Consider the following 23,920-nt stretch of genomic DNA (forward strand, 5'->3'; position numbering starts at 1 on the left):
CTTAGTGGTTAAACAAAAACTCCTTCGTGTTCAGCAGAGCCCAGAGCAGATCCTCGTAGCCGTTACGCTTGGAGCGTTGGGAGTCGAGGGGCTTGCCGGTGGCGTCGATGCGGGGTTTGGCGAGATGGGTTTCGGCGATTTGGACTTCGTCGGCGGTGGGTTCGCGGGAGAAGGCGGCGAGGTAGAGTTCGCGGATGCGTTTGGGCTCGGGCATCTCGGCTTTGGTGAGTTGCTCGGCGCGGCCTCCGGCGGCGGTGAGCTTGGCTTTGACGTCCGGGGCGTTCATCAAGTGAAGGCTCTGCGCGAGGCTGGCGGAGGAGACGCGTTCGCATTCGCAGACGCTGGTGTTGTCGGGGCGGCCGAAGACTTTGAGGAAGGGGGAGGCGCGGGTGTAGCTGTTGTCGGGCAGCGAAATGGCGCGGGTGCCAGCAGGGAGGTCGGCGAAGTCGGTCTTTGACGCGGTGACCATGTCGATGCTGTCGAGCAGGACCTCGGCGGTCATGCGCTTCGGGTAAAAGTGGGAGAAGGCCTGGCGGTCGATGGCGTTGTGCTCATTCGGCATGGCGCTGAGCTGGTAGGTGTGGCTCTGCGCGATGACGCGGACGAGGGATTTGAGGTCGAAGTTGCTGTCGGTGAAGTGCTTCGCGAGGGCTTCGATGAGCTCGGGGTTCGTCGGCGGGTTGGTATCGCGGAGGTCGTCTTCGGGTTCGATGAGGCCGCGTTTGAAAAAGTGCTTCCAGTAGCGGTTCACGAGCGCTTTGGCGAAGAAGGGATTCTTCTTCTGCGCCATCCAATCGGCGAGCGCGAGGCGCGGATCGTCGTCGGGCGCGATGTCGAGCGGTGGCTCGCCGAGGCCAGCGGGCTTCAGCATGACACGGGTTTTGCGATGCTCGGTCTGCGCGGTGCCGCGCTTGTGGAAGATGAGGTCCTCACCGGCGATGGCGGTGGGTTTGCGGCCGATCTGGCTGAAGAAAGCGGCCATGTGATAGTACTCGGCCTGCGTCCAGCGCTCGAAGGGATGATGATGGCACTGCGCACACTGCATGCGCACGCCGAGGAAGAGCTGCGCCACGTCCTCGACCTGTGTGGTCGGTTCTTTGACGCGTTTATACCAGGCCACGGGCGGATTCGAAACGATGGTTCCGGTGCTGGCGAGGATCTGGCGCACGAGTTGATCGTAGGGCGTGTTCGCGAGCAGGTTGTCACGCATCCACGCGTGGAAGGCGAAGTTCGCGGTGATGTCGGCGGCCTCGGTGCGCTGGTTTTTGAGCAGCGCGGTCCATTTGTTCGCGAAGTAGTCGGCGTAGTCGGGTGAGTTCAGCAGCGCCTCGATGGCGCGGTCGCGTTTGTCGGGCGATTTGTCGGCGATGAAGGCCTTCGTTTCCTCCATGGAGGGAAGTCGGCCACCGATGTCGAGCGAGACGCGGCGGAGGAAGGTGCTGTCGTCGCAGATGGGCGAGGGCGGGATGCCGATCTGCTTTAAGTTCGCGAAGATGTGCTGGTCGATGAAGTTTTTCACCGGCGGCAGCGAATCAACCGGTGCGCCGAGCGGGATGAGCACGCTGCACACGCTGACCTTGCCGCCGAAGCGCACCATGACGGCGACATTGCCCGGCAGATCGAGCGTGTTGACGAGGCCGCTATCGGTCGCGGTGGCCATGGCGGTGTCATTGGCTTCAAAGAGCGCGAGCTTCGTCACATCGCGGCTGCTGCCGTCGGAGTAGCGGGCGGTGACTTTGAGCTGCTGCGCCGTTTTTGGCTTCAACGAGATGCGTGCTGGCTCCACGGCGATCGTGTTGAGCACCGACTCGTTCGGCTGCGTGTAGGGCATGCCCTCGGCGATCCAGCGCACGAGCGTCTGGTAGAACTCGGAGCCGGGCTCCAGGTGCTTCCCACCCGTGTGCGGCACGATGGCGGCGCCTTTGGTGATGAGCAGGCTTTCCTCCGGTGCCGGCGGGAAGACGCGGCGGCCCTTGCCCTGCTTCACGATGGCCTCGTAGTCCTCCTCCGGCTCGAAACCGAGCACGCTGAGGCGAAAGCCGCGCTGACCGGTGATCGCCTTCGCATGGCAAGCTCCCGCATTGCAGCCGGCCTTCGTCAAAATGGGCTGGATGTCCCGCACGAAGCTCAAAGGCTCCGCGGCGAGACCGGCCGTGGCGATGCAGATAAAGAGAAGGGCTTTCCGAAGCATGATGCAAACCTACGCCGCGAGAGCGTGGTTTTTGGCAGGGGAATCAATGGTTCGCGACTGCATCACGCCCGCGCACCTCGCGAAACTGCCGACTGCGCACGATGTGCTCTACCAGCGTGCTAAAGCGCAGATCACTCTTCATCATCTGCTCGATCAACGGTTTGTCGGAGAGCTGAACGCTTCGTCCGAGAGCATAGCCGAGGAGTTTGCGGCAAAACTGACGCGTGAAATCATCGCGCCGCTTGGTGAGCAGGTAGTCACGAAGGCTCGCGAGGCCGTCCACGGCGGTTCCATCGGGCAAAACGGTCTTTGTGTCGGCTTGGCGGGCACGGCCGATGGCGTCGAAGCCTTCGAGAGCGAAGCCGTAAGGATCGATGCGCTTGTGGCAGCCCATGCAGTTCTCATCGCGGCTGTGTCGTTCGATGAGTTGGCGCTCGGTAAGGTTGGCGGGGGCTTCTTCCGGCAAAACGGGCACGCCTTTGGGTGGAATGGGCAGTTTCTCGCCCAGTATGACTTCCGTGAGCCAGGTGCCACGAAGGATGGCGCTGTTGCGCGAGGCACCGGCTTGCTTGGCAAGCGTGGCAGCGAAACCGAGGATTCCGCCGCGGCCTTTTTCGTGCAATCCAGCGATGCGTTGCCAACCGCCTTTGGTTTCGAAGCCGTAGTATTTGGCCAGATCCGCGTTCACGAAGGTGTGGTCGGCATCGAGTAGGTTCAGGACGCTGCGATTGTTCTGAATGAGATCGATGAAGAAGCGGGTGACTTCCTCCTGCATGTCATCGCGGAGATCGAGGAAGGTGGGGAAGTGACGTTCACTCTTTTCATCCAGCGTGGCGACATCGCGGACATGTAGGTATTGACAGCCAAACTCCGTGGCGAGACGTCGCACTTTATCACTCTTCAACATGCGTCGTGCCTGCTCAACAAGGTCACCTAGGTCAGTCAGGTCAGCGGTTCGCAGTTCCTGATCCGGCGCTGAAGACCACAGAAAGTAACTTAACCGCGTGGCGAGTTCGTTGGGGCTCACCGGCCCTGTTTTCGCCAGTGCTTTCTCTCCGCGATACAAAAACGCGGGCGAAGTCAGCACGCGAACGAGCATGAGGCGCGGATCGAAGGCTTTCAGGCCCTTGATCTCTTTTTCTGAGAGCGGTCGTCGCCAGGCTTTTTCGGCGAAAGCCAGCACTGCGGCCTTTTGCGGCTCAATGGCGGCTTTTTGCAGCTCTTTGAACTTGGCGGCGGCTTGCAGGATGGGCTCGCGCATCGGCTCGAAGGCGCTGGGCTTGGCGTCTTGCGTGGCGAACTGGAAAAGCTGCTCAAAGACATCCACCTGCTTCAGCGGCCATTCGCTGACGAAGCGCAGTTCGTCCCATGCGCGGTCCAACTCCGCAGTTTCGGCTTCGGAGAGCATCAAACGCCGCAAAGCTTCGTCCTCGCGATAAAACAGCGTCAGCGTGACCACCTCGTCCACCGGCACGATGCGGGTGTAGCACAGCGCGATGGGAAAAAGAGCGCGAAACTCTTCAAATGCTGCCTCAAAGCGTCCGCGGGCCTCGCTGCCGTCATTCACGATGATGGGAGCACTGTGCTGCGTGACGAGGTTGTTGTCACTCCACTGGCCGCTTTTGACGGCGGACTCCGATTTCCCGGCCACGAGGCTTTTGGAGGCTTCGGGCTTCTCCGTGAGCACCTGCATCTGCACGCTGCCGGAAGTTTTGGAGGTCAGTTTGCCAGTAACGACGAACTCAGTTCCGCTGGCGAGAGCGGCGGGGATTTGGACTTCGAGGATGGAAGGGGATTTGGCCGTTAGGTTTGACGGGATTGACGTGGCTGACCCGATTGACAGGAATGGGCGAAGAAGCGGTGAAGTGAGCGGAAAATCCTTCTCCAAAAACTGCCGCACCTTCACTGCCAGTTCGCGAGAGGGTTTCTTCCGCCATTCTGAGATGACGGCGGGAAGATCGGGCGCGGCGTCGAGGCTCGCGGGCTGGCTGAGGAAATGCCATAGGCCGTTGGGATTGCCTGCGAGGATGTTTGGAGACACATCTTTGGCGAGGTCCCAGGTCTTTTGGGCGTCGCTGAGCGTCACATTCACGGCGGTGAGATCACAGGCGTGATTTCCATCGCGCGGACCTATGACGAGGGCGACGACTTGCCCGGCCTCGACGCGCACGTTTTCAAAAGGACCCATCTTCAAAACCTGCGCGCCCTTCGTTTCGCCTTTCGCCAGCACCTCGCTGCTGTGACCACGGCGCACCTCGAGCTGCCAGGTGACGCCATTGCCGCACTCGGGATGGGCGTCGGCGACATCGCCTTGAATGCGCAGCGTGGCGGCTTTTTCAGCCTTCCAAGCGATGACTGATGCCCGAGTGGGCGAGGGATGAGTGGCGATGCTGTGCGCCTTCATCACGCCGGGCGTGCGCACGGTGGCATCGGACGAGTTGGCGAGGACACTCAGCGCCTGCTCGCCCTGCCAGCCTTTGATGAAGTTGTAATCGGGTGTGCTCTCCAGCTTCTTCGTGAGCAGCGGTTCGAGCTTCGTGGTGCCAAAGCCGAGGTATTCGCGCCACGCGGCCATCAAAGTGGGATCAGCATCGTCCTTGCCAGTGGCGATGGCATTGAGACACTGCTCGGTGTTGGCGATGATCTTCGTGCGTTGAGCTTCGAGATGCTTCACGAGCGTGGGCAGGTTGCTGATGGGCAGATCGGGCCTGCCGGGAGCGACGAGACGTGGATTCTCCCAGATCACTTCATCGCCGTTGCTGCCATCGCCCGCGTCGGTGGTGGTCAAATAAAGCGTCACATCGCTCGTGGAGGCCAGTTTGACGCGCATCTCGTGTTTTGGCACGAGCGGCGTGACTGGTTCCTGCCAGGCCTTCGGGCCGTTTTCCTTACCGATGTGGCCCACGTTGGCGAACCGCCACAGAACCTGCTGCCAGGGCTCGATGTCGGCCGCGGTGAGCTTTTTCTCGCGGAACTTGGCCCGCAGCGGATCGAGCAACACGGACGGCTTTGTGCTCGTGAGTGCCTCGCGGAGGATTTGCAGGTATTTCGGGCTCAAGTCGTCTGCATTGCCTCGGCCTTGAAGTGCATCGAGATACTTCGCGAGCGGCAAACGGCCGCCGCCCGTGCCGGTGTCGAGCTTGATGCCTTGCGCGACGGTTTGCGATGCCTCGCCGGAAGTCGTGTGCTTGGCGTAGATGCCTCGAATCCGCGCGAGGACCTCATCGGTCCAGTCCTGCGAGGAAGTGCTCGCTGACCACCTCATGCCATGTGGCGTGAAGACCGCATGTGCGGCCACTTCCTTCGCTGCATCGAGATACTTCGTGAGCAACGCGGGCGACATCACCAGTGCCGCGCCTGCATTGGTAAAACCTTCGCCAGCCGCGCCATCGACCGGGAACTCACGCGCGGGATCGAGCGACTCCACGCCGGTCAAATCGCGCAGCGTGTAGGTGTATTCCATGTTCGACAGCCGCCGCAGCACGACGGGACCGGGATCGCCGGCATTCGCGAGAGCGATCTGATCCAGCGTGCCGCGAACCCAGTCGGTGAGTTGTTTTTTCTCCGCTGCGGAGAGCTGCTTTTCCTTCTTTGGCGGCATCTCGCCGAGCTGCATCTGGTCGAGCACATTTTCCCAGACGTGCGGTTCTTTTTGAATGTCCGAGGCTTCGAGATCGAGGTCGCCCTTCTGCTTTTCGGTCGAGTGGCAGTTCAGGCAGTAGGTTTGAAGGATGGCGCGAGTGTCGGCAGCGTTTGCGGACGAAAACACAAGACAAAAGGCAGTGGTTTTAATGGCGCGGATTGCGGATGGCTTCTTCATGGGGAGCTCCTTACTTCTTGAGGCTGCTGGTGTAGCGATAGTTGAACCGGGCGTTAGGCGCGGCGTCGCCGTGATCAAGGAAGTCGATGGCATTCGCATCGGCGGGGATGTTGTCGGTCCATTTGAAATCAAAGCTCAGGAGCTTGTCGGCGGCGAGGTCAAGGATATGACGCTCGACGACGAGATGAAGTTCTCGCGGCCCGGTTTGCAGCGTTGAGGTGCTGACTGGCTCCCAAGCCTTGCCGTTCCAATGCTCGACGCTGGCTTTCTCCGGCGCACCGCGGGTTTGATTGAGGCGGAAGTCGTAGCCGAGGCGGCCTGTCTTGGCGTTTTGATCGGTGTCCAGAAGCAGGACCATCCAGTCGGCATCGGTGGCAGGTGTCAGCGTCTCGCGTGTCGTGATGTGGAAATAGAGATGCGTGGCATCGTGGGCGATGTGCGCGGTGTCGAGATCGTTGCGACCGGTCTTGTTCGTGTAGCGACCCGCGCCGGGAACCCCGTCGTGATCGCGGTGCGTCGTGTCGTGCAGGTCATCGAGGCAAGCGGGCTTCATATCGGCCCATTGTGCGAAGTCACCGGGGATGGTGATGGTCTTCGCTGGCGATGCCGCAGTCTGGGCACGCGCACCTTTGTAGCGGCGGATGCTGGCAATCATCTGCCAGTAGTAGTTGTCGCCATAACCGCCGCGCATTGGCTCGATGTCGCGGCTGAACTCCGGGTCATAGAGATCGACAAAGAAAGTCTCGCCCGCAGGCAGCACTCGGCCTTGGAAGGTCATGCTGCCATCGGAAAGGAAGCGCTGTGCCACCCATTCATTCCAGCCGGTGACGAAGACAAACTCCGGCTGATGCGGCAAGGCATGACGCCACTGCTCGTCAAAGTAGAGGCCATCGCCAGGACGACACTCTGCTGGCGCAGGCTGACGGCTGCCATGAAAGCTGCGGCCGATGTTGCTGGTGATGTGCTGGCTCACACCGACGGGCACACATTCGGCCTTGTTCGGTGCCTCATGCCAGCCGGGCACTTGCGGAGCGAAGTCCAGCCACGGCCACTTGTCTTTGCCATCGCCAAACCAAGCATGTCCCCGCGTCCATGCCCATGAGGTGCGGATCGTGAAGAAGGCTTTCACTTCTTCGCTCAGCCCTTCAGTGGGCGTGAGCAGCAGCGGTTTGCCCTTCCAGTGGAACCACAGATCGCGATGTCGGCCCGGCTTGTAAAACGTCTCCCACAGGTGCTGAACGACCGGAAGATGATTCGCATAAGGAAACAGGGCGATCTTCGGCACCCGATGCCCTTCAGTCCGCATCTGCTCCAGCACGGTGCAGAGCGCCTCGCGCTCGGCGTCATAGGTGATGGCGTTTGTGACATCGAGGATGAGCACGTCCACACCCGCATCACTGAGCATCTGCACATGCTTGCGGATCACCCACGGATCATCAGGACGATAGTAGCCAAAGCGCGGCTCGCTCCAGTAATGCGGCGCCTGCACCGGCCCCCAAGCTGGCGCTGCAGGATTCGCCTTCAGGATCTTTGCAATGTCATGGACCTGTTGGTTTCCGAACGCGGCGTGCCAGTTGAAGTAAAAGATGCCGACCGTGCGGTCCGGCTTGGGTGTCCCAACCTCCACGCTCAACGGCAAGGAGCGTCCAAGTGCATCTGTGGCGGCCCAGGTGTCCGGCATGGTGTCGCGTGCTTCGGCAGCATGAAGGAACGATGCGAGGCAAAGAGTGACGACACACAGACATGGCCTGAGACCCCAGAGCAGGAGAGCACCAGAAGAAGGCGCACGCAGTTTCACGCCAGCACCTCCTTCACGACGTGAGATTCCTCCACGCCCGTGAGCCGGAAATCGAGGCCGGCATGGCGGTAGGTGAGCTTCTCGTGATCGAAGCCCATGAGGTGCAGAATGGTGGCGTGGAAGTCGCGGACGTGGACGGGATTCACGGCGGCGCGGAGGCCGATCTCATCGGTGCTGCCGTGGACGATGCCGGGCTTCACACCGGCACCGGCGAGCCAGGAACTGAAGGCCCAAGGATGATGCTCGCGGCCTTTGGCCTCGGCGGTGTTGTTGAAGGGCGTGCGGCCAAACTCGGTGGTCCACACAACGAGGGTGTCGTCCATCATGCCGCGTTGTTTGAGGTCCTTGAGCAGTGCGGCGATGGGTTGATCGACGTTTTTTGCGAGCGGCACATGCGTCATCATGTCGCCATGCGCGTCCCAATTTCCGGAAGAGCCGGTGTCGATGAGTTCGACGAAGCGCACCCCGCGTTCAATGAGACGACGCGCGGCGAGGCATTGCCAGCCGAAGCCTGTGGTCTGGCCACGCTGAAGGCCGTAGCTGGCGAGTGTGGCGTCGGTTTCCTGTTTGAGGTCAAACGCATCCGGCACGGCCATCTGCATTCCGAAGGCGGTCTCGAAGGTCTGCATGCGTGCGGCGAGCAGCGGATCGTGTGCTCTTGTGGCGAGGTGCTCCTCGTTCACCTGGCGCAAGGCGGCGAGTTCGAGCTGCTGCCGATTCGCGGGCACGCGTGGAGCGACATTGGCGATGGGTTCCGCGCCGGGCACCACCAGCGTGCCCTGGTAGGCACCGGGCAGGAAGTCGCTCGAAAAGACCTGCGTGCCCGCGTAGGTCTGCTTTGGCGCGATGACGACAAAGCCGGGCAGATCGCGGTTCAGCGTGCCGAGGCCGTAAGTCGCCCATGAGCCGATGCTGGGCCGCGACTGTGCAAACGAGCCCGTGTGCATGCCGAGCGTGGCATTGTAATGATTCGAGTGCGAGGTGTGCATCGAGCGGATCAGCGCGATGTCATCCACGCAGGCCGCCATGTGCGGAAACAGCCCGCTGACCTCCGTGCCGCACTGCCCGTGCTTCGCGAACTCCCACTGCGGCCGCTTCAAATAGATGCGCTCATAGCCCGGGCGGCCTTTGATCTCGGGATGGTCGGCCTTGATCTCCTTGCCGTGGCCTTTCACCAGCTCCGGCTTCGGATCAAAGGTGTCCACATGCGACACGCCACCGGTCATGAAGAGAAAGATCACATTCTTCGCCTTGGCCGGGAAATGCGGCTGCTTCGGCGAGAGCGGCTCCGCGCCCTCAGCGAGCAACTGCCGCACGATGCCGGGGAACACGAGCGAACTTGCAAGCGTCGAGCCGATAAACTGGCGGCGGGGGATGGTGGAGGGTTTCATGGCGGAGTAAATTGAATGTGGCTGTCACGAGTGTGTTGCGCTAAACTCCGGCGCATGACGACTTTTGAACCCGTGCCAAAGAACCTGCGTGAGCAGATGACGCAGCGCATTGCCGCCATGTCCGAGCACGATTTGGCGCAGTTGTATGAGCTGTGGCTGCTCAAGGAAAAGATGGATGTGCGCGGCCAGATGTCTGAGCAAGCCGAGCGAGAAAACGCCGACGGCATCTGGGCGAATCTGCCTGAACTTGTTCGTGCATATCGTTCAAGGAAGAAGAGTGCATGACGGTCTGCGTGGACACGAACGTGCTGATTCAAGCACGTGCCATGAGCCATCCTTTCGGAGTGATCCTGGATGGCTTTCTTTTTGGCATGATGAACTGGGCTGTATCGAACCGCGTGCTTACCGAGTATGAGGAGATCATCGCTTCCAATGCGGGACCCGCGGCGTGGGCTGCGGTCGCCCGGTTCATCGAACTCGCCGATATGTCGGGCAACTTGGTGAGGATCAGTCCGCATTACCAGTTTCATATCATCGGCAATGATCCCGACGACAATGCCTTCACCGACTGTGCGATTGCTGCGCACGGAGATTACGTGATCACCGATGACCGCCACTTTGCGCCGCTCGCTGACGCCGGATACAAACCGCAGCCGATCACTCCCGTCGAGTTCATCGCTCGCTTCCGGGGTGTGCATGTACCGTGACGTGGTGAGCGGAATCATGGTTCAATCGACATGCAAAAATTCATTGCTCGCCATCAGCACGCGGGCATACGCGGCCCACTTCTCCGTGGGTGATGCCGGATAGCTGGCTAGGAAGGCCTTGGTGCGCTGCGTTTCGGCGGCGGTGGGCTTTCTTTGGAAAAGGATGTGCCAAGCTTGGGTGATGCGCTGGTCGTCGTGGGGCCGTGCGATGAGCTTGTTCGCCAAAGCAGCGGCTTGGGCATGGAAGAAGGGATCATTGATGAAGTAGAGCGCCTGCGTGGGCACGGTGGTCGTCTGGCGGGCGGCGGTGGTGGCATTCGGGTCCGCGCCGTCGAAGAGCGAGAGGAAGGGATGCCGCCGCTGGCGCTGCACCATGAGATAGGCACTGCGTTTGTTCGTCTCATAGACGGCGTTGAAGGGATTGTGCTGCGTGAACGTCCACGACGCCTCGGCGGGGAAGGGATGTGCCTCGGCAGGTGTGAGATCGATCTGCCCGGAGGCTGCAAGCAAGCTGTCACGCATCTCCTCCGCCGTGAGGCGTCGGCGCGGGAAGTGCGCCAGGAGCCGGTTGTCGGGATCAGCGGCGGATGGGACGGCGCTGGCGCGCTGATAGGCCGCGCTGCTCAAAATGAGCCGGTGCATGGCTTTCACGCTGAAGCCGCTTTCCACGAACTTCGACGCGAGCCAGTCGAGCAACTCAGGATGGCTGGGTTTTTCGCCACGCGCACCGAAGTCGTTCGATGAGCGCACGAGCCCCTGGCCGAAATGCCATTCCCAGATGCGGTTGACCATCACGCGGGCAGCCAAAGGAGATCCCGCGATCCATTCACCGAGCTGTTTGCGACCACTTCCTGACTCAGCGGTCACAGTTTGACCGCCGAGGATCAAGAGCCAACGGCGCGGCACTTCCTCTCCGAGTTTCTCGGGATCGCCACGCTGGTGAAACCGGGCGTTTTGCGGTTTTGCGTCCACCACGGCATAGGCAACCGGGACCACGGGCATCGGGTCAGGCTCGCCAATGGGTTTCATCGATTCACCGAGCTTTGCGATCGCGGGGCCGAACTCCGGCGCGGCGATGTGTTTGAGTTCATACGCCACCCCATCCCCTCCCCCGGGATGCACATCGGCCACACGCCCACTCAAGGTGACTTCACCCTCCAGAGGGCTGATCCAGGCGACCGAAACCGGCCGATTGACGCCGGGATGAACGAAAAACGAGTTCGCCGGGAGCGTGGTCCACACCATGACCTGCTGATCCGAGGAGTTCACGAACACGGACGGAGTGTCGCCCGAACTCCATGAGTTCAGCGCACTGTTGCCGTTGATGCTGCGGCGCTGATCGGTGAGAAACACGGGTGCCGCACTGACATCCAAAAAGCACCAAGCCGCGCTGTCATGCGCAGCATGTGGATTGCCCTGCATCAGGTCCGGCACGAGTTCAGCGACACTCCAGGATCGTTTTGCTCCGCCGCCCTCTGAGATACGCCACTCGACGAGGGTGCTGTCCCCGCCATGACCACCATTGGGAGAGACAACGAGTTGCAGGACCTCGCCTCTCCGCACACGGACCCGCTGCTCAAAAGCCACGCTGGCTCCCTCGCCGACTGTTGAACCGGTGAGCGCCTTGGTGCTGGTCGTGCTGAAATTGTTCAGCGACTCGCCGGTGGCCTTGGCAGCTGCGAGCTGTTTTTGTCTCTCTGCTTCGATTTTGGCATTCTTCTCCTGCCAGGGCTTCATCAGGGCATCGATTTCGCTTTGTGGAAGCAGCGGCACCATGTCACGCGGCTGGCCCTTCGGCTCGCAGCCCGGAAATGAGAAGCGCGTGCTGCTGAAGATACCGTAGAGTGCATAGTAGTCTGCGGCGGTGATGGGGTCGTATTTGTGATCGTGGCAGCGCGCGCAGCCGGTGGTGAGGCCGAGGAAGTTCTTTCCCAGCGTGTCGATCACGTCCTCATGCGTGAGATGCATGTCCTTCTCGATGTCGTGCCCGAAACGCCGGGCGATGGCGAGATAGCCGGTGGCGATGATGCCCTCCGCACGCTGCTTCGAGTCCGCCTTGTCGAAAAGAATGTCACCCGCGAGCTGCATGCGCACGAAGTCGTCGTAGCGCAGGTCACGATTGAAGGCATCGAACACCCAGTTCCGATATCGCCACGCATGCATGAGCGGGCGGTCGGTGTTCTCGCCCGCCGTGTCCGCATAGCGGACGACATCCAGCCAGTGGCGGCCCCATTGCACGCCGTATTGCGGCGAGGCGAGGAGGCGCTCGATGAGTCGCTGCAATGACGAATCAGGAATGACGAATGATGAACCTGAGGTGCATTCGCGAACGAACGCCTCCACTTCCTCGACGCTCGGCGGAAGGCCGGTGAGATCGTAGGTCATGCGGCGAATGAGCGTGCGCGGGTCCGCTTGTGGCGCAGCTGTGAGTTTCGCCCCTCTGATCTTGGCGTCGATGAAGGTATCGATGGACAAGGAGGGGCGGTTTTCAACCGCCCTGGGCGCTTGAAAAGCGCCCTTCCTTGGCAGCGGCTGAAACGCCCACCATGACTTTGCCTCCACCGCGTTCATGCCCGCGATCTTTGCCTCCGCGACACGCGGGTCAGGTGCACCCAGACGCACCCACTCGGTCAAAGCCGCAATGTCTTCCTCCGCGAGCTTGCCGCCCATTTTTTGGGGCGGCATCGAGAGGTCCTCATCGTGATAGCGCACGGCTTTGATGAGCAAAGAGTCGTCCGGTTTGCCGGGTATGATGGCAGGGCCGGAGTCACCGCCTTTTAGCCAGCCCTGCTTCGTATCGAGAGCGAGTCCACCCTTGGTCTTTTCCCCGCTGTGGCACTCATAGCAGTGCTCGACAAGCACCGGGCGAACCTTGGATTCAAAGAAAGCATGATCCTGCGCTGCGGCTGGCAGCGTGACGCTCACGAACAGCCACAGCGTTGCTTTCATCACACTTCCTCCAGCATGAGTTTGGCATCGCCGAAGGTTTTTGGGCGCACGTCCATCTTCTCCATCATCGACATGAAGAGACGGCAGAGTTGGCGCTCGGGCTTGTCTTTGTAGTCGAGCACGCGACCGCTCTTCAAACGATCGCTCGCGCCGCCGAGGACGATGATGGGCAGTTCGTCGTTGTTGTGCTTCGCGCCGACCATCATGCTGGAGCAGTGCATGAGCATGGTGTTGTCGAGCAGCGTGCGCTCGCCCTCGCGGATGCTGTCCATCTTGCGGGCGAGGTAGGCGAGCTGCTCCATGAAGAGCTGGTTCACTTTGAGATAATCCTCGCCGTCGCTGTGGCTGAGGAGGTGGTGGATCATGTAGTCGATGCCGTGGCCGGGCTGCTGCACGCTCGGAAGATTCGGGAAACGGAGGGCGCTGTGGTCGTTGTTGAGCTTCAGCGTGGTGATGCGTGTGGTGTCGGTCTGGAAACCGAGCACGAGGATGTCGCACATGAGCTTCATGTGCTCCGCGATGTCCTGCGGAATGCCGTCGGCGGGGCGCTGCATGTCCGGCTTGTCCAAAGTGGGCCGCCAGCCTTGCAGTTCGCCGCGTTTGTCGGCGTTTTCGATGCGCTTCTCCACCTCGCGCACGCTGTCGAGATACTCGTCGAGCTTCCGCTGATCGCTGGCGCTGATGTCGCGGCGGAGGTCCTGCGCATCGGCCAGCACGGCATCGAGCACGCTTTTGTCCGCAGGCGAGGACTCGTCTTTGAAGAGGCGATCAAACGCGAGCGCCGGATACAGCTCCAGCGGCGTCGGCGTGGTCGGCGAACTCCACGAGATGTGCGAGCTGTAGAGCATCGAGTAGTTCTTGTGCACGCTCGGGTTCGATTTCTCGCAGGCCAGCACGAGGCTCGGCACCTTCGTGGACCGACCATAGGTCTGGGCGAGCATTTGATCGAAGCTGGTGCCGCTGCGGATCTCACCGCCGCTCGCGATGGGTGCACCGGAGAGCATGTTGCCGGTCTGCGAAGAGTGGATGTTGCCCTTGCGAGCCTCCTCATGATACAGGCCGCGCACAAAGAGCAGCCTCTCGCGGAAGTCCTTCAGCGGCTCCAGCACGCGACCGAGTTCCATCGCCTTGCCCTCGCCCTTCGCCCACCATTCCTTGGATTGGAAGCCGTTGCCGGAAAACGTCACGCACAAGCGCACCGGGGCCTCGCTGGCTGGTTTGTTTTTCTTCGGCTCATCGCCCCAGACATTGACGGACTCCATCCACGGCAGCGCCATGGTGACGCCTGCGCCACGCAGGAAGGCTCGACGGTTGAAACGGTGGGTCTTCATGGTTGTTCTTGTTTCCTGGTTCAGTCGTTCTCCGGCAGCGCGGGAAGCCATTCGCGCCAGCCCTGGATGTGCTGGCGCATGAGACGCTCGCATTCGGCCGGTGTTTGCGTGCGGAATGCCTTCACGATCGTCTCGTGCGCGGTGATGGTTTCGCGCAGGGTGTCGCTGGTTTGGAACTGATGATGGCGGTGGAGGCGGCCGAGCCACAATTCGAGCTCCGCACGCAGGGAAGACCAAAGCTTCAGCAGTCGTGCGTTACCGGAGGCGGCGAGGATGATCTCGTGAAAATCCAGGTCGAGCCGCGTCACCTGCTGGACGGTCCTGGCACGTCGTGTGGCTAAGATGTTTCGCTCCAAGGCTGCCGCCGTGGCACGGATTTGAGGAGTGGCCAGACGCGAAGCCAGTGGCTCCAAGGCCAGACGCAGCACAAAAAGCTCCTCGAAGTCCCGCGGGGTCAAACGCTTCACATAAGCCCTTCCGGTCTCGCTGAACTCGACAAGTCCGTCCCGTTCCAAGGTAAACAATGCCTCCCGCACCGGCACGCGACTCACTCCGAGTCTCCTAGCCACTGCCGACTCTGCCAGAAGATCTCCCGGGGCCGCCCGTCCATTGAGGATCTCACGCCGAATCAATTCGGAGGCAGAGTCGGTGCGGGAGGATGACGCGAGGGACGAAGAGGTCATGATGGTATACTGTTTGCGGCGTAAAAACGGTATACCAAAAGCCGATCTATCGGCATGCAGGAGAAAAGTAATTCAATGCATGGCTGTCAGCTCAGAATCTCCTTCACGATGTTTCCATGTACATCCGTGAGCCGGTAATCGCGGCCGAGGTGGCGCCAGGTGAGTTTTTCGTGATCGAGGCCGAGTTGATGGAGGACGGTGGCGTGGAGGTCGTGGAGGTGGACCTTGCCGGAGATGGGGCGGAAGCCGAAGTCGTCGGTTTCGCCGTGGGTGAGGCCGGGCTTGATGCCGCCACCGGCCATCCAAGTGCAAAAACTCTCGGGTTGATGCTCGCGGCCGTGTTTCTCGATGGGCGAGGTGCCGCTGAGATCCTGGCTCCACGGCGTGCGGCCAAACTCACCGCTCCAGATGACGAGCGTGTCTTCGAGCAGGCCGCGTGACTTCAGATCTTTAATCAGAGCGGCACAGGGCTGGTCGGTGCCTGCGCAGCTTTTCGGCAACGCATTGCGGATGTCGCCATGATGATCCCAGCCGCCCATGGTGACCTGCACAAAGCGCACACCGGCCTCGCTCAATCGCCGCGCGAGCAGGCAGGCGCGGGCGTTTTTATCGCACTCCTTGCTGCCGACGCCATACAGCTTCTTGGTGGCCTCGGACTCGCTGGAGATGTCCATCAGCTCCGGCGTGGCTGTTTGCATGCGGAAGGCGATCTCCATGCTCTCGATCATGCCTTCCATGCGCGCATCGCCGGGCGCTTGATCGAGCAGGCGACGATTCATGCGCTGCGTGAAGTCGATGCGGGCACGCTGAGACTTCGCATCGCCGGAAATGTCAGCGAGGTAATCGATGGGAGCCTGCTTCGCGTCCTGCGGCACGGTCACTTTGGTGCCCTGATGCGCGGCGGGGAGAAAACCGGAGCCGTAGAGCCGCGTATCGCTATCCGGATGGATGGTGATGAAGCTCGGCAGGCTCTGATTCTCCGTGCCGAGGCCGTAGCTGACCCATGAGCCGAGCGACGGACGCACATCCGCGGTCATGCCGGTGTGAAACTGCAGCGCGGCAGGTTGGTGCTGGTTGTTGTCCGAATGCATCGCCCGCAGCAGACAAATCTCGTCAGCGACGCTCGCGGTGTGCGGCAGCAAATCGGAGATCATCATGCCGCTTTGCCCGCGTGGCTTCACTTCGCCATGCGTGGCCAGCGCGAGGAACTTGTCCGTCCCGACGCGAAGCTCGTTTGTGTTGATCGGCGCGGAGATCGTCTGGCCGTGCATGCGCTTGATGTAGCTCTTTGGATCAAAGAGATCCGGCTGCGAAGGACCACCGGACATGAAGAGAAAGATCACACGCTTCGCCTTCGCGGGCAAACGAGGTGCCCGCAGTGCCAGCGGACTCTGCGCGGCCTGCACGAGGTCGTGCAACGCAAGCGCACCGAAGCCACAGGCGGTGTGTTGAAGCCATGCGCGGCGTGAGAGGGCTGTGGAATTCATAAGCGGAGAAGAAACTCGTTCGAGGCGAGCAGGGCATGAGTCAGTTCGATCCAGGCTTTGTCGGCGGGGAGCGATTCGAGGAAGGCATTCGCCTCATCGCGTTCGGTGCTGGTGATGGGGCGGCTCAGGACGCGGAGCCAGAGGGCTTCCAAGCGTGCGCCGGGGTTTGGTTCGGCCTGCGAGATGAGCTTCGCGATGTCGGTGGCGCGGGCGCGGACGAGATCGCTGTTGATGAGGAAGAGCGATTGCGTGGGGACGGCGGTTTCGGCGCGTTTTCCGGCGATCTGCGCGGGCTGGGTGAAGTCGAAGACATCGCGCAGGCGTGCGGAGCCGGGTTGTGCGGCGGTGCGGATGACGGGCTGGTAGATTGTGCGCTCGAACTCTTGGATGGGGCGCGTCTTTTTGAAACTGAAGGCGGGAGGATTCACCGCGCCGGGATTGAGGCTCTGCACGTTCTCCGGGAACTCGAGCGGCAGGGCGGTGCCGCCGCTGGAGGGCATCAAACGACCGCTGATGGCCAGCATGGCATCTCGGATGGCTTCCGCATCCAAGCGCGGGCGGTTCATGCGCGTGAGGAGCTGGTTTGCGTCGGACTTGTCGGACGAGTCAGACCGGTCCGACGACTGACGATACGTTCGAGAGAGCACAAGTTCACGAATGAGGCGTTTTTGAGACCAACCATGCCGCATGAACTGCGTGGCGAGATAATCGAGCAGCTCGGGATGCGTGGGTTTTTCGCCGCGAGTGCCGAAATAGTCCACGGTGCGCACGAGGCCTTCGCCGAAGAGTTTTTGCCAGATGCGGTTCACCGTGACGCGGGCGGTGAGCGGGTTGCGCGGGTCGGTGAGCCACTCGGCGAGTTGGGCGCGGCCGCTTTGATTCGGCGGGATCACCGGAAACTCGGCCCAGCTCGCGACGCGAAGTGTGCCGCGCTTCAAGAGTTCGCCGGGCGCATACGGATTGCCACGGATGGTGATGCGCATGTCGGCTGGTTTTTCGACATCGTGAACCGCGAAGGCTTTGGGAACAGTGGGTGCGAAAAACTTCGCGTGTTCGATTTGGGCCTTCAGAGCCTTTGTATCGGCTTTCTCGGCCGTTTTGGCCTTCAATTCGGCTTCTAGGGCTTTGAGGCGTGCTTCGTGATGCGTGAGCTGTTTTTCGCGAGCGGCCTTTTGCGCGGGTGTTTCGGGGAGATCGGCTTTGTTGACGCTGCTCCAGACCCCGTTGTCGGTTTTGTAGGTGCTACTGGTGCTGCGGAACATGCCCGCGAGCGCGTAGTAGTCGGTCTGCGCGATGGGATCGAATTTGTGATCGTGGCAGCGCACACAGCCGAGCGTCATGCCGAGGAAGGCGGTGCCAATTTTGCTGACCTGCTGGTCCACGAGGTCATGCTCCATCTTCAATTTGTCCACGGCGACGATTTCCACGTCGCCGAGCACGAGAAAGCCCGTGGCGGTGATGCTGTCCGCCGTGGGCGCGATGAGATCCCCGGCGATTTGTTCGCGGACGAACTCGTCGAACGGTTTGTCGCTGTTGAAGGCGCGGACGACGTAGTCGCGGTAACGCCAAGCATGCTCGGCGAAGACGTTGTTCGAGGTGCCGATCTGATCCGCGTAGCCGGTGAGATCGAGCCAGTGACGCGCCCAGCGTTCGCCGAAGGCTGGGGAGGAGAGGAGTTTGTCCACGACGGCCTCAAATGATGAATGACGAGTGACGAATGACGAAATTTCCTCCGGTGTCGGCGGCAGCCCCGTGAGATCGAGATAAACGCGGCGCAGCCAGGTGTGGGCATCGGCGTCCGGCGCGGGTGTGAAGCCTGCGGATTCTTGTTTGGCCAAAATGAAGTGATCGACGTCATTCACGGGCCAGTTCGTGTTTTTGACCGCAGGCGGCTGCGAGTCATGCACGGGCTGAAAGGCCCAAAACTGCTTTCCGGCTTCAATGTTGATGCCGGTCGCTTTGGCGACGGCACCTGAACGTGGGTCGGGTGCGCCCATCGCGACCCACTTTTCGAGCACTTCGATCTCGTTGGCGGCGAGTTTACCCTTCGGCGGCATTTCCATGTCCGGGTTCGTGTAGCGCACTGCCTCGATGAGAAGGCTCTTCGATGCATTGCCGGGCGTGATGGCCGCGCCGTGATCGCCACCGGTCTGCCAGCCGGATTTCGAGTCGAGCGCGAGGCCGCCTTTGATCTTCGACTCGTGCGAATGGCACTCGTAGCAGCGCTGCTTGAGGATGGGCAGCACCCTCGCATCAAAGAACGCCGTGCGATCCTCCGCGTGGGCGGAAGCAGCGAGCAGCAGAGCTGTGAGGAAGCGTTTCACCTCGAAAAGACGGCGCAACGCGAGACAAGCTTGCAGACCGACTGCTACTCCTCGACTCGCACCCAAAGATGCCCAACGGCTCGCTCGCCGCGTTCGTTCGTGTGCTCGACGGTGACGATGTGGTCTCCGGGCTTGGAGAAGGCATGCTGTGTGACCGCGTAGCCGTCTTTGGCGAGGGCTTTGGCGTTGCCGTCGGATTTCACGGTCACTTTTGGCGTGCCGTCGCCGAAGTCCCAGGTTTCGCCGCCGGTGGTGCGGAAGGTGCGGACTTTGAAGGTGATCTCGGCGCCGGGCCTGAGGACGGTGGTGGGCCAGAAGGTCGGGTGAATGGTGGGTGGCAGGTTCTTTTCGTCGCTGCCTATGACCTGCACGATGGCGAAGTCGTAGCTGACGTTTCCAGCGGTGTCGGAGACTTGGAGGATCTCGCTGTAGGCACCGGGTTGGGTGTAGGTGCGCTCGACTTTCGCGCCGGAGGCGGTTTGGCCGTCGGTGAAGGTCCAATGGTAGGATTTGATGCTGGAGGCGGCCCAGGACTTGGAGGCGTCAAGCGTGATGGTTTCGCCAGCGCGGATGAAATGATGCGGACGGGCGACGGCGATGATGGCGGGCTTGTGCTCGCGTTGATAGGCCTCCCACGCGAAGGCGTAGGCCTCCTGCGTGCCCCATTTGCCGGAGGGTTGGCGGCTTTTGATGCCGAAGTGCAGATGCGTCCAGCCGCCGCTGGCACCTTCCTTGCCGAGGATGCCGATGCGCTGGCCCATCTTCACGCGGGTGCCCATTTGAATGGCGGGATCAATCGTGTGCAGGTGGCTGTAGCGGTAATACCAGCCGCGTTCATCGAGCAGATAGACGACGTCGTAACGCGGACGCACGGGCGTGAGCGAGTAACCGGGTAGCGTCTTTTCCGAAACGCTCACGACGAGGCCATCCGTCGCCGCGATGACCTCCGTGAGGCCTTCGCAGCCGCCGAAATCGAGGTCGTTGTGATAATAGATCTTCTTCCGGTCCGGCTTGTCGCCGCCATCGACGTAGGTCGGTTCGTTCGAGAACTGCGTGGAGGTGGCGAACCAGCGTTGTTTGAGCGGATAGACAAAGGTGCCCGGCTCGATCCACGGAGCGTTTTTCGACCAAAGACGCAGTCGCGCATCCTTTTCGAGGCCCCACGAGTCCTCGCCGCTGTTGGCCTTGTAGCCGCGGGTGATGGGGCAGTCGATCTGCACGCCGCCGACGAGTTGCGGGAGGTTGTAGTTCGCGCTCGTGAGACACTTTTGCTCGCCATTGACCTCGACGAGCACTTTGGCCTCACGGACAGCCTTCGCCATCGAGTCGGTCTTTTCGTCGAGTTTCAGCAGTTTGACCTTCGCGATGCTTTGATCGGCCAAAGTGACCTCCACAGCCTCGCCGAGGTTTAAATCGACCGCACGGAGCGTGGGTGTGAGCGTCGGCTCCGGCGGCGCGGCGAAGCCGAGGGATGAAACAAGCAGGCAAAAGAAGAGCAGTGACCTCATGGCATGATCACTTCGCGTTCTTGGCGATGAACTCGATGATCGGTGTCGAGTCATCCAGACCGTGTGGATGATGCCCCACGCCCGGTTTGCGGATCAGCGTGATGCTGCCGCCGAGGGCCTTGTAGCGTGATTCGATGAGGCCGGTGTTTTCATCCCAAGGCACCACGTCGTCCGCGTCGCCAAACACATGAAGCAGCGGCACGCCTGCCTTCGCCAGCGGGGCGAGACTGTCCACCGGATTGCCTTTATAAGCGAGAGCGGCTGCCTCGTCTTTGAATCCCCACAGCTTCAACACGAAGCCCCAGTTGCGAGGATCGCCCTTCCCCTTCCCTTTGCCACCGGGCCAGCTTTTGAAGTCGCACACCGGAGCATCGCCATAGATGCAGGAGACCTTGTCCGGGTTCGCGCTGGCCCAGTTGTAGCAATACAAACCACCGCGGCTGAGGCCGACGAGGGAGGGCTTCTTGCTCAATGCATAGCTCGTGGTGAGCTCGGCATGGCATTGGTTCCACAACTTCACTGCATCGGGGCAGCCAAGCATGTCGTTGATCTTCATGTAAACGATGTGGAAGCCCTTGCCGAGCAGCGCAATGTCCGGTGCAGGCTTGTGGCCGAAGAATTCGCCATGCCAGACCCACGGACGGCCCGCGGCGGCGGTTTTTGGTGCAACGATTGTCACCAGCTTGCCCGCGATGGTCAGCTCATGCTTCGCGTAGCCGTTCCACTCGCCCTTTTGATTCGGAAAAACGATCTCCTTCGATTGCGCGAGCTTGCGGGCCTCCGCGTCGAATTCCGCGGCCTTCTTCAACGCCTCTTCAATCGGCAGTCCGGGCGCGACGCCGGGCCGTTTGTGCCCCACATGGCTCAGCCACGCAGGACGCAGGATGGCGTGCTTCTGTTTGATCACCGCGAGGATCGCCGCGCCATTCGGATGATCGGGTGTGCCGTCTTCGCGCACCTGCAGGCCCCAGGCCTCGAGAACGGGCCGCGCCATGAGCAGATGACCTTCCGGGCCGGGATGCACGCCGTCTTTGGAAAAGGTGAACTGCGCATCCGTCTTCCGCTTCTCGGCGAGAGCACTCATCATGACGCCGTGCACGTCGAGCACTTCCCACTTCTCCTTGTCGCGCATGTCGAGCAGCCAGTTCGCGTAGAAGTCGAGCACCTCGTTGTAGCCTTTGAAGGGATACGCCCCATCCACCTTGTCCGCCTCGACCACTCTGTGCGCGATGGGCACTGGATCAAACACCGGCGGCGTGAGATGCACCATCCGCGCACCAATCGCGGCCACTTTCGCCCGCAGCTTCCGCATGCCGTCTTGATAGGCTTTCGTGCGTTCCGCACCGAGCGGCAGGTAAATGCCGTCATTCATGCCGTAGCAGGCAAACACGAGCTGCGGCTTCGTTTTCTCCAAAGCACGATCAAGTCGCTCGTGGAGGTCTGGACGAGGGAATTTGCCTCCGGCGTGGCCTTCCTCGCTCAAGCCGCTCACCGTCTCGCTGCTGAGACCGTGCGGAATGATCTCAATGTCCGACTCCGGATGCTGCGCCCGCAGCGCCGCGTCGATGAACTCGACATAAGCACCGCCCTGCGTGATCGAATCGCCGAGGAAGAGGATGCGTTTTTCTTTCGGCAGTTCCCCGGCGACAAGGCCGGTGACGACAAGGAGGGAGAGGAGGAGGTGACGCATGGTTGGAAAGTTCAGATGCCGGTGATTTCGCGCAGCGGCACGCCGCTGTCGGTCACAAGGCGCGGACGCTGGATCGGATCAAGGAATTCGTGGTGCGGATGAATGCCCAGCAGATGAAAAAGAGTCGCTGCGAGGTCCGGCGGACGCACGGGGCGATCCGAGGGATAGGCGCCGATCTTGTCGCTCGCGCCGATGATCTGCCCGCCTGGCACACCGGCTCCGGCGAGCGCCACGGAGAACACATTCCCCCAGTGATCGCGACCGCCGCTCTTATTGATCGTGGGCGAGCGGCCGAACTCGCCCATCACGACGACGAGCGTCTCATCCAGCAGGCCGCGCGACTGCAAATCCTCGATCAGCGCCGCGTAGGCCTGATCAAACTGCGGCGCGAGCACCTCGCGCACGCGCTGTGCATTCCGCTGATGCGTGTCCCACAGCGGACTGCCCGCATTTTGATCCGCCGGCTCGCGAGCCCAGTTCACCTGCACCAACCGCGTGCCCGCTTCGACCAAGCGACGCGCCAGCAGCACGCTCTGGCCGAATTTGCCACGTCCATAACGATCGCGCATCGCCGCAGGCTCACGCTCGATCTCCAGCGCGGCACGACTCGCCTCCGAGTGGATCAAATCGAAGGCACGTTGATGCATCGCGTCCGTTTCGTCGATGTGCGGATTCGCCACTGCGGCACGGAAACGCGCGTCCATCTGCCGCAGCAGGCCGCCACGCTCGGAAAAACGCATCTCCGTCATGCCTTCGACCAAACTCATGCCCTCGATGCGCAGGCGTTGCGCCGCAGGATCGCACTTGATCATCTGCGGATGCCACGCGGAGCCCATGAAGCCGCCGTTTTGGCCCGGCCACACGATGTGACCATTGTTCTCGATCCACTCCGGCAAAACGACTGACGATAGCGGCGAGCGCTCGCTCGGCTTCAAAGCTCCCACCGCTGCCGCGATGCTCGGCCAGTCATTGCCGCCCGCGGGGACGTTTTCCGCCTTCGACAGCGGCTCATAGCCCGTGAGCATGAAGGCACCGCTCGTCGAGTGCGCATTGATGCCCGTCGTCATCGAGCGGATGACGCTCATGCGATGCGCCAGCCTCGCCGTGCGCGGCAGCACCTCGGAAAACTGCACACCCGGCACGGAGGTCGGGATCGCTTTGAAATCGCCGCGAATCTCCAGCGGTGCGTCCGGCTTTGGATCAAAAGTCTCATGCTGCGGCGGCCCGCCGCTCAGGAAAAGCACGATGCAGCTCTTCGCCTTCCCAAACGTCGCATCCTTGCTCGCCGGTCGCGCCTTCAGCACCGACGGCAGCGAAAGCCCCAACGCCCCCAATCCGCCCACGCGAAGCCATTCGCGGCGATTTAAGGGGGCTGACTTGGAGTAAAACATGAGCGCAGACTACGGCACCCGAGCTGCGGCTCTCTCAATCCGTCCGCGTCCGATACGTCGGCAAACGCAGTTTCCAGCGCATCGCCGCTAAGCGCATGACGAGAATGACCGTCATGCCGATGTAGCGGTGGCTTTCCGAAGCTGGCAGCGACTGTCTCAGCAGCACAAAGACCAGTGCGCCCACGAAAACGGCCGTCGCATAGAGATTCACGTCCGCCTTGAAGACCCAGGGAATCTCCTGCCGCAAAACGTCCCGTAGGATGCCGCCTGCCACACCTGTCACGATGCCGAGCAGAATCGCCACGATTCCAGGAGTGCCGAGCGCGAGCGCCTTTTCAGTGCCCGCTATGCCAAACAGAGCCAGACCAAAAGCATCCGCGATGTCGAGCAGCTTGTGAGGCAGGTGCGTGAACCGCACGAGCACAAACGTCACCAGCGCCGCGGTCAGCGCTGTCCACACATGCAATGGCTCGGCGATCCAGAACAACGGCCGCACGCCGAGACAAAGGTCGCGGATCGTTCCGCCGCCCACCGCCGTGACGAGTGCCAGCACGAGCACGCCGAACAAATCGACATGCTTTCCCTCCGCCGCGAGCACGGCGGTGATCGCGCAGACCGCGACGGCGAAGTATTCGATCCAGACAGGCATG

15 protein-coding genes are annotated in these 23,920 nt (G+C 61.5%); 2 read left to right on the forward strand and 13 right to left on the reverse strand.

The genetic code is table 11. From position 1 onward, the window contains the following. Position 1 precedes the first annotated feature (1 nt). The 4 genes from ACILSE_RS07075 to ACILSE_RS07090 form a co-directional block, all read right to left on the reverse strand. Positions 2–2,191 (reverse strand): DUF1549 domain-containing protein, encoded by a 2,190-nt coding sequence (locus ACILSE_RS07075; RefSeq protein ID WP_395716669.1) that lies wholly within the window; start codon positions 2,189–2,191, stop codon positions 2–4. A 43-nt stretch (positions 2,192–2,234) separates the two neighbouring features. Next, the gene (locus ACILSE_RS07080) at positions 2,235–6,011 is read right to left on the reverse strand and encodes a DUF1592 domain-containing protein (protein WP_395716670.1); all 3,777 of its coding nucleotides are present in this window, start codon (positions 6,009–6,011) and stop codon (positions 2,235–2,237) included. A gap of 10 nt (positions 6,012–6,021) precedes the next feature. Next, positions 6,022–7,692, reverse strand: a complete 1,671-nt coding sequence (locus ACILSE_RS07085) for a hypothetical protein (RefSeq protein WP_395716671.1) — start codon at positions 7,690–7,692, stop codon at positions 6,022–6,024. 113 nt (positions 7,693–7,805) lie between these two features. Then, entirely contained in the window at positions 7,806–9,200 is a 1,395-nt protein-coding gene (locus tag ACILSE_RS07090; protein ID WP_395716672.1) for a DUF1501 domain-containing protein, read from the reverse strand. Positions 9,201–9,272: 72 nt separating this feature from the next. Here ACILSE_RS07090 and ACILSE_RS07095 point away from each other — a divergent pair, with 72 nt between their 5' ends. Beyond that, positions 9,273–9,485 (forward strand): hypothetical protein, encoded by a 213-nt coding sequence (locus ACILSE_RS07095; RefSeq protein WP_395716673.1) that lies wholly within the window; start codon positions 9,273–9,275, stop codon positions 9,483–9,485. Continuing rightward, complete coding sequence (locus tag ACILSE_RS07100) at positions 9,482–9,907, forward strand: putative toxin-antitoxin system toxin component, PIN family (protein ID WP_395716674.1); 426 nt, start codon at positions 9,482–9,484, stop codon at positions 9,905–9,907. The genes ACILSE_RS07095 and ACILSE_RS07100 overlap by 4 nt, the downstream gene beginning before the upstream one ends. 21 nt (positions 9,908–9,928) lie before the next feature. On the opposite strand, the gene ACILSE_RS07105 is transcribed toward ACILSE_RS07100, so the two are convergent. From ACILSE_RS07105 to ACILSE_RS07145, 9 genes are all read right to left on the reverse strand, one after another. After that, a complete protein-coding gene (locus ACILSE_RS07105; RefSeq protein ID WP_395716675.1) occupies positions 9,929–12,856 on the reverse strand; it encodes a PSD1 and planctomycete cytochrome C domain-containing protein in 2,928 nt (975 codons plus the stop codon). Beyond that, positions 12,856–14,187 (reverse strand): DUF1552 domain-containing protein, encoded by a 1,332-nt coding sequence (locus ACILSE_RS07110; RefSeq protein ID WP_395716676.1) that lies wholly within the window; start codon positions 14,185–14,187, stop codon positions 12,856–12,858. Before ACILSE_RS07110 ends, ACILSE_RS07105 begins: the two co-directional genes overlap by 1 nt. A gap of 20 nt (positions 14,188–14,207) precedes the next feature. After that, positions 14,208–14,870 carry a GntR family transcriptional regulator gene (locus ACILSE_RS07115; protein ID WP_395716677.1) on the reverse strand — a complete coding sequence of 221 codons (663 nt, stop codon included), beginning with the start codon at positions 14,868–14,870 and terminating at the stop codon, positions 14,208–14,210. 86 nt (positions 14,871–14,956) lie between these two features. Next, positions 14,957–16,357, reverse strand: coding sequence for a DUF1501 domain-containing protein (locus tag ACILSE_RS07120; RefSeq protein ID WP_395716678.1), 1,401 nt, complete (start codon positions 16,355–16,357; stop codon positions 14,957–14,959). Then, complete coding sequence (locus tag ACILSE_RS07125) at positions 16,354–18,681, reverse strand: PSD1 and planctomycete cytochrome C domain-containing protein (RefSeq protein WP_395716679.1); 2,328 nt, start codon at positions 18,679–18,681, stop codon at positions 16,354–16,356. Before ACILSE_RS07125 ends, ACILSE_RS07120 begins: the two co-directional genes overlap by 4 nt. Positions 18,682–18,725: 44 nt before the next feature. Then, complete coding sequence (locus tag ACILSE_RS07130) at positions 18,726–20,189, reverse strand: PKD domain-containing protein (protein WP_395716680.1); 1,464 nt, start codon at positions 20,187–20,189, stop codon at positions 18,726–18,728. A gap of 7 nt (positions 20,190–20,196) precedes the next feature. Beyond that, positions 20,197–21,879, reverse strand: a complete 1,683-nt coding sequence (locus tag ACILSE_RS07135; RefSeq protein ID WP_395716681.1) for a GDSL-type esterase/lipase family protein — start codon at positions 21,877–21,879, stop codon at positions 20,197–20,199. Positions 21,880–21,890: 11 nt separating this feature from the next. Next, positions 21,891–23,270: a DUF1501 domain-containing protein gene (locus ACILSE_RS07140; protein WP_395716682.1), complete on the reverse strand. Its 1,380-nt coding sequence runs from the start codon at positions 23,268–23,270 to the stop codon at positions 21,891–21,893. 34 nt (positions 23,271–23,304) lie between these two features. After that, positions 23,305–23,919 (reverse strand): trimeric intracellular cation channel family protein, encoded by a 615-nt coding sequence (locus ACILSE_RS07145; protein WP_395716683.1) that lies wholly within the window; start codon positions 23,917–23,919, stop codon positions 23,305–23,307. Position 23,920: the final 1 nt, after the last annotated feature.

This window comes from Prosthecobacter sp. (genome assembly GCF_044236155.1).
Classification (GTDB): domain Bacteria; phylum Verrucomicrobiota; class Verrucomicrobiia; order Verrucomicrobiales; family Verrucomicrobiaceae; genus Prosthecobacter.

Bases quoted from the DNA above. Each gene is read 5' to 3' on its own strand.
- ACILSE_RS07075 (WP_395716669.1), bottom strand. From the start codon at position 2,191: ATGCTTCGGAAAGCCCTTCTCTTTATCTGCATCGCCACGGCCGGTCTC.
- ACILSE_RS07080 (WP_395716670.1), bottom strand. From the start codon at position 6,011: ATGAAGAAGCCATCCGCAATCCGCGCCATTAAAACCACTGCCTTTTGT.
- ACILSE_RS07085 (WP_395716671.1), bottom strand. From the start codon at position 7,692: ATGCCGGACACCTGGGCCGCCACAGATGCACTTGGACGCTCCTTGCCG.
- ACILSE_RS07090 (WP_395716672.1), bottom strand. From the start codon at position 9,200: ATGAAACCCTCCACCATCCCCCGCCGCCAGTTTATCGGCTCGACGCTT.
- ACILSE_RS07100 (WP_395716674.1), top strand. From the start codon at position 9,482: ATGACGGTCTGCGTGGACACGAACGTGCTGATTCAAGCACGTGCCATG.
- ACILSE_RS07105 (WP_395716675.1), bottom strand. From the start codon at position 12,856: ATGAAAGCAACGCTGTGGCTGTTCGTGAGCGTCACGCTGCCAGCCGCA.
- ACILSE_RS07110 (WP_395716676.1), bottom strand. From the start codon at position 14,187: ATGAAGACCCACCGTTTCAACCGTCGAGCCTTCCTGCGTGGCGCAGGC.
- ACILSE_RS07115 (WP_395716677.1), bottom strand. From the start codon at position 14,870: ATGACCTCTTCGTCCCTCGCGTCATCCTCCCGCACCGACTCTGCCTCC.
- ACILSE_RS07120 (WP_395716678.1), bottom strand. From the start codon at position 16,357: ATGAATTCCACAGCCCTCTCACGCCGCGCATGGCTTCAACACACCGCC.
- ACILSE_RS07130 (WP_395716680.1), bottom strand. From the start codon at position 20,189: ATGAGGTCACTGCTCTTCTTTTGCCTGCTTGTTTCATCCCTCGGCTTC.
- ACILSE_RS07135 (WP_395716681.1), bottom strand. From the start codon at position 21,879: ATGCGTCACCTCCTCCTCTCCCTCCTTGTCGTCACCGGCCTTGTCGCC.
- ACILSE_RS07140 (WP_395716682.1), bottom strand. From the start codon at position 23,270: ATGTTTTACTCCAAGTCAGCCCCCTTAAATCGCCGCGAATGGCTTCGC.
- ACILSE_RS07145 (WP_395716683.1), bottom strand. From the start codon at position 23,919: ATGCCTGTCTGGATCGAATACTTCGCCGTCGCGGTCTGCGCGATCACC.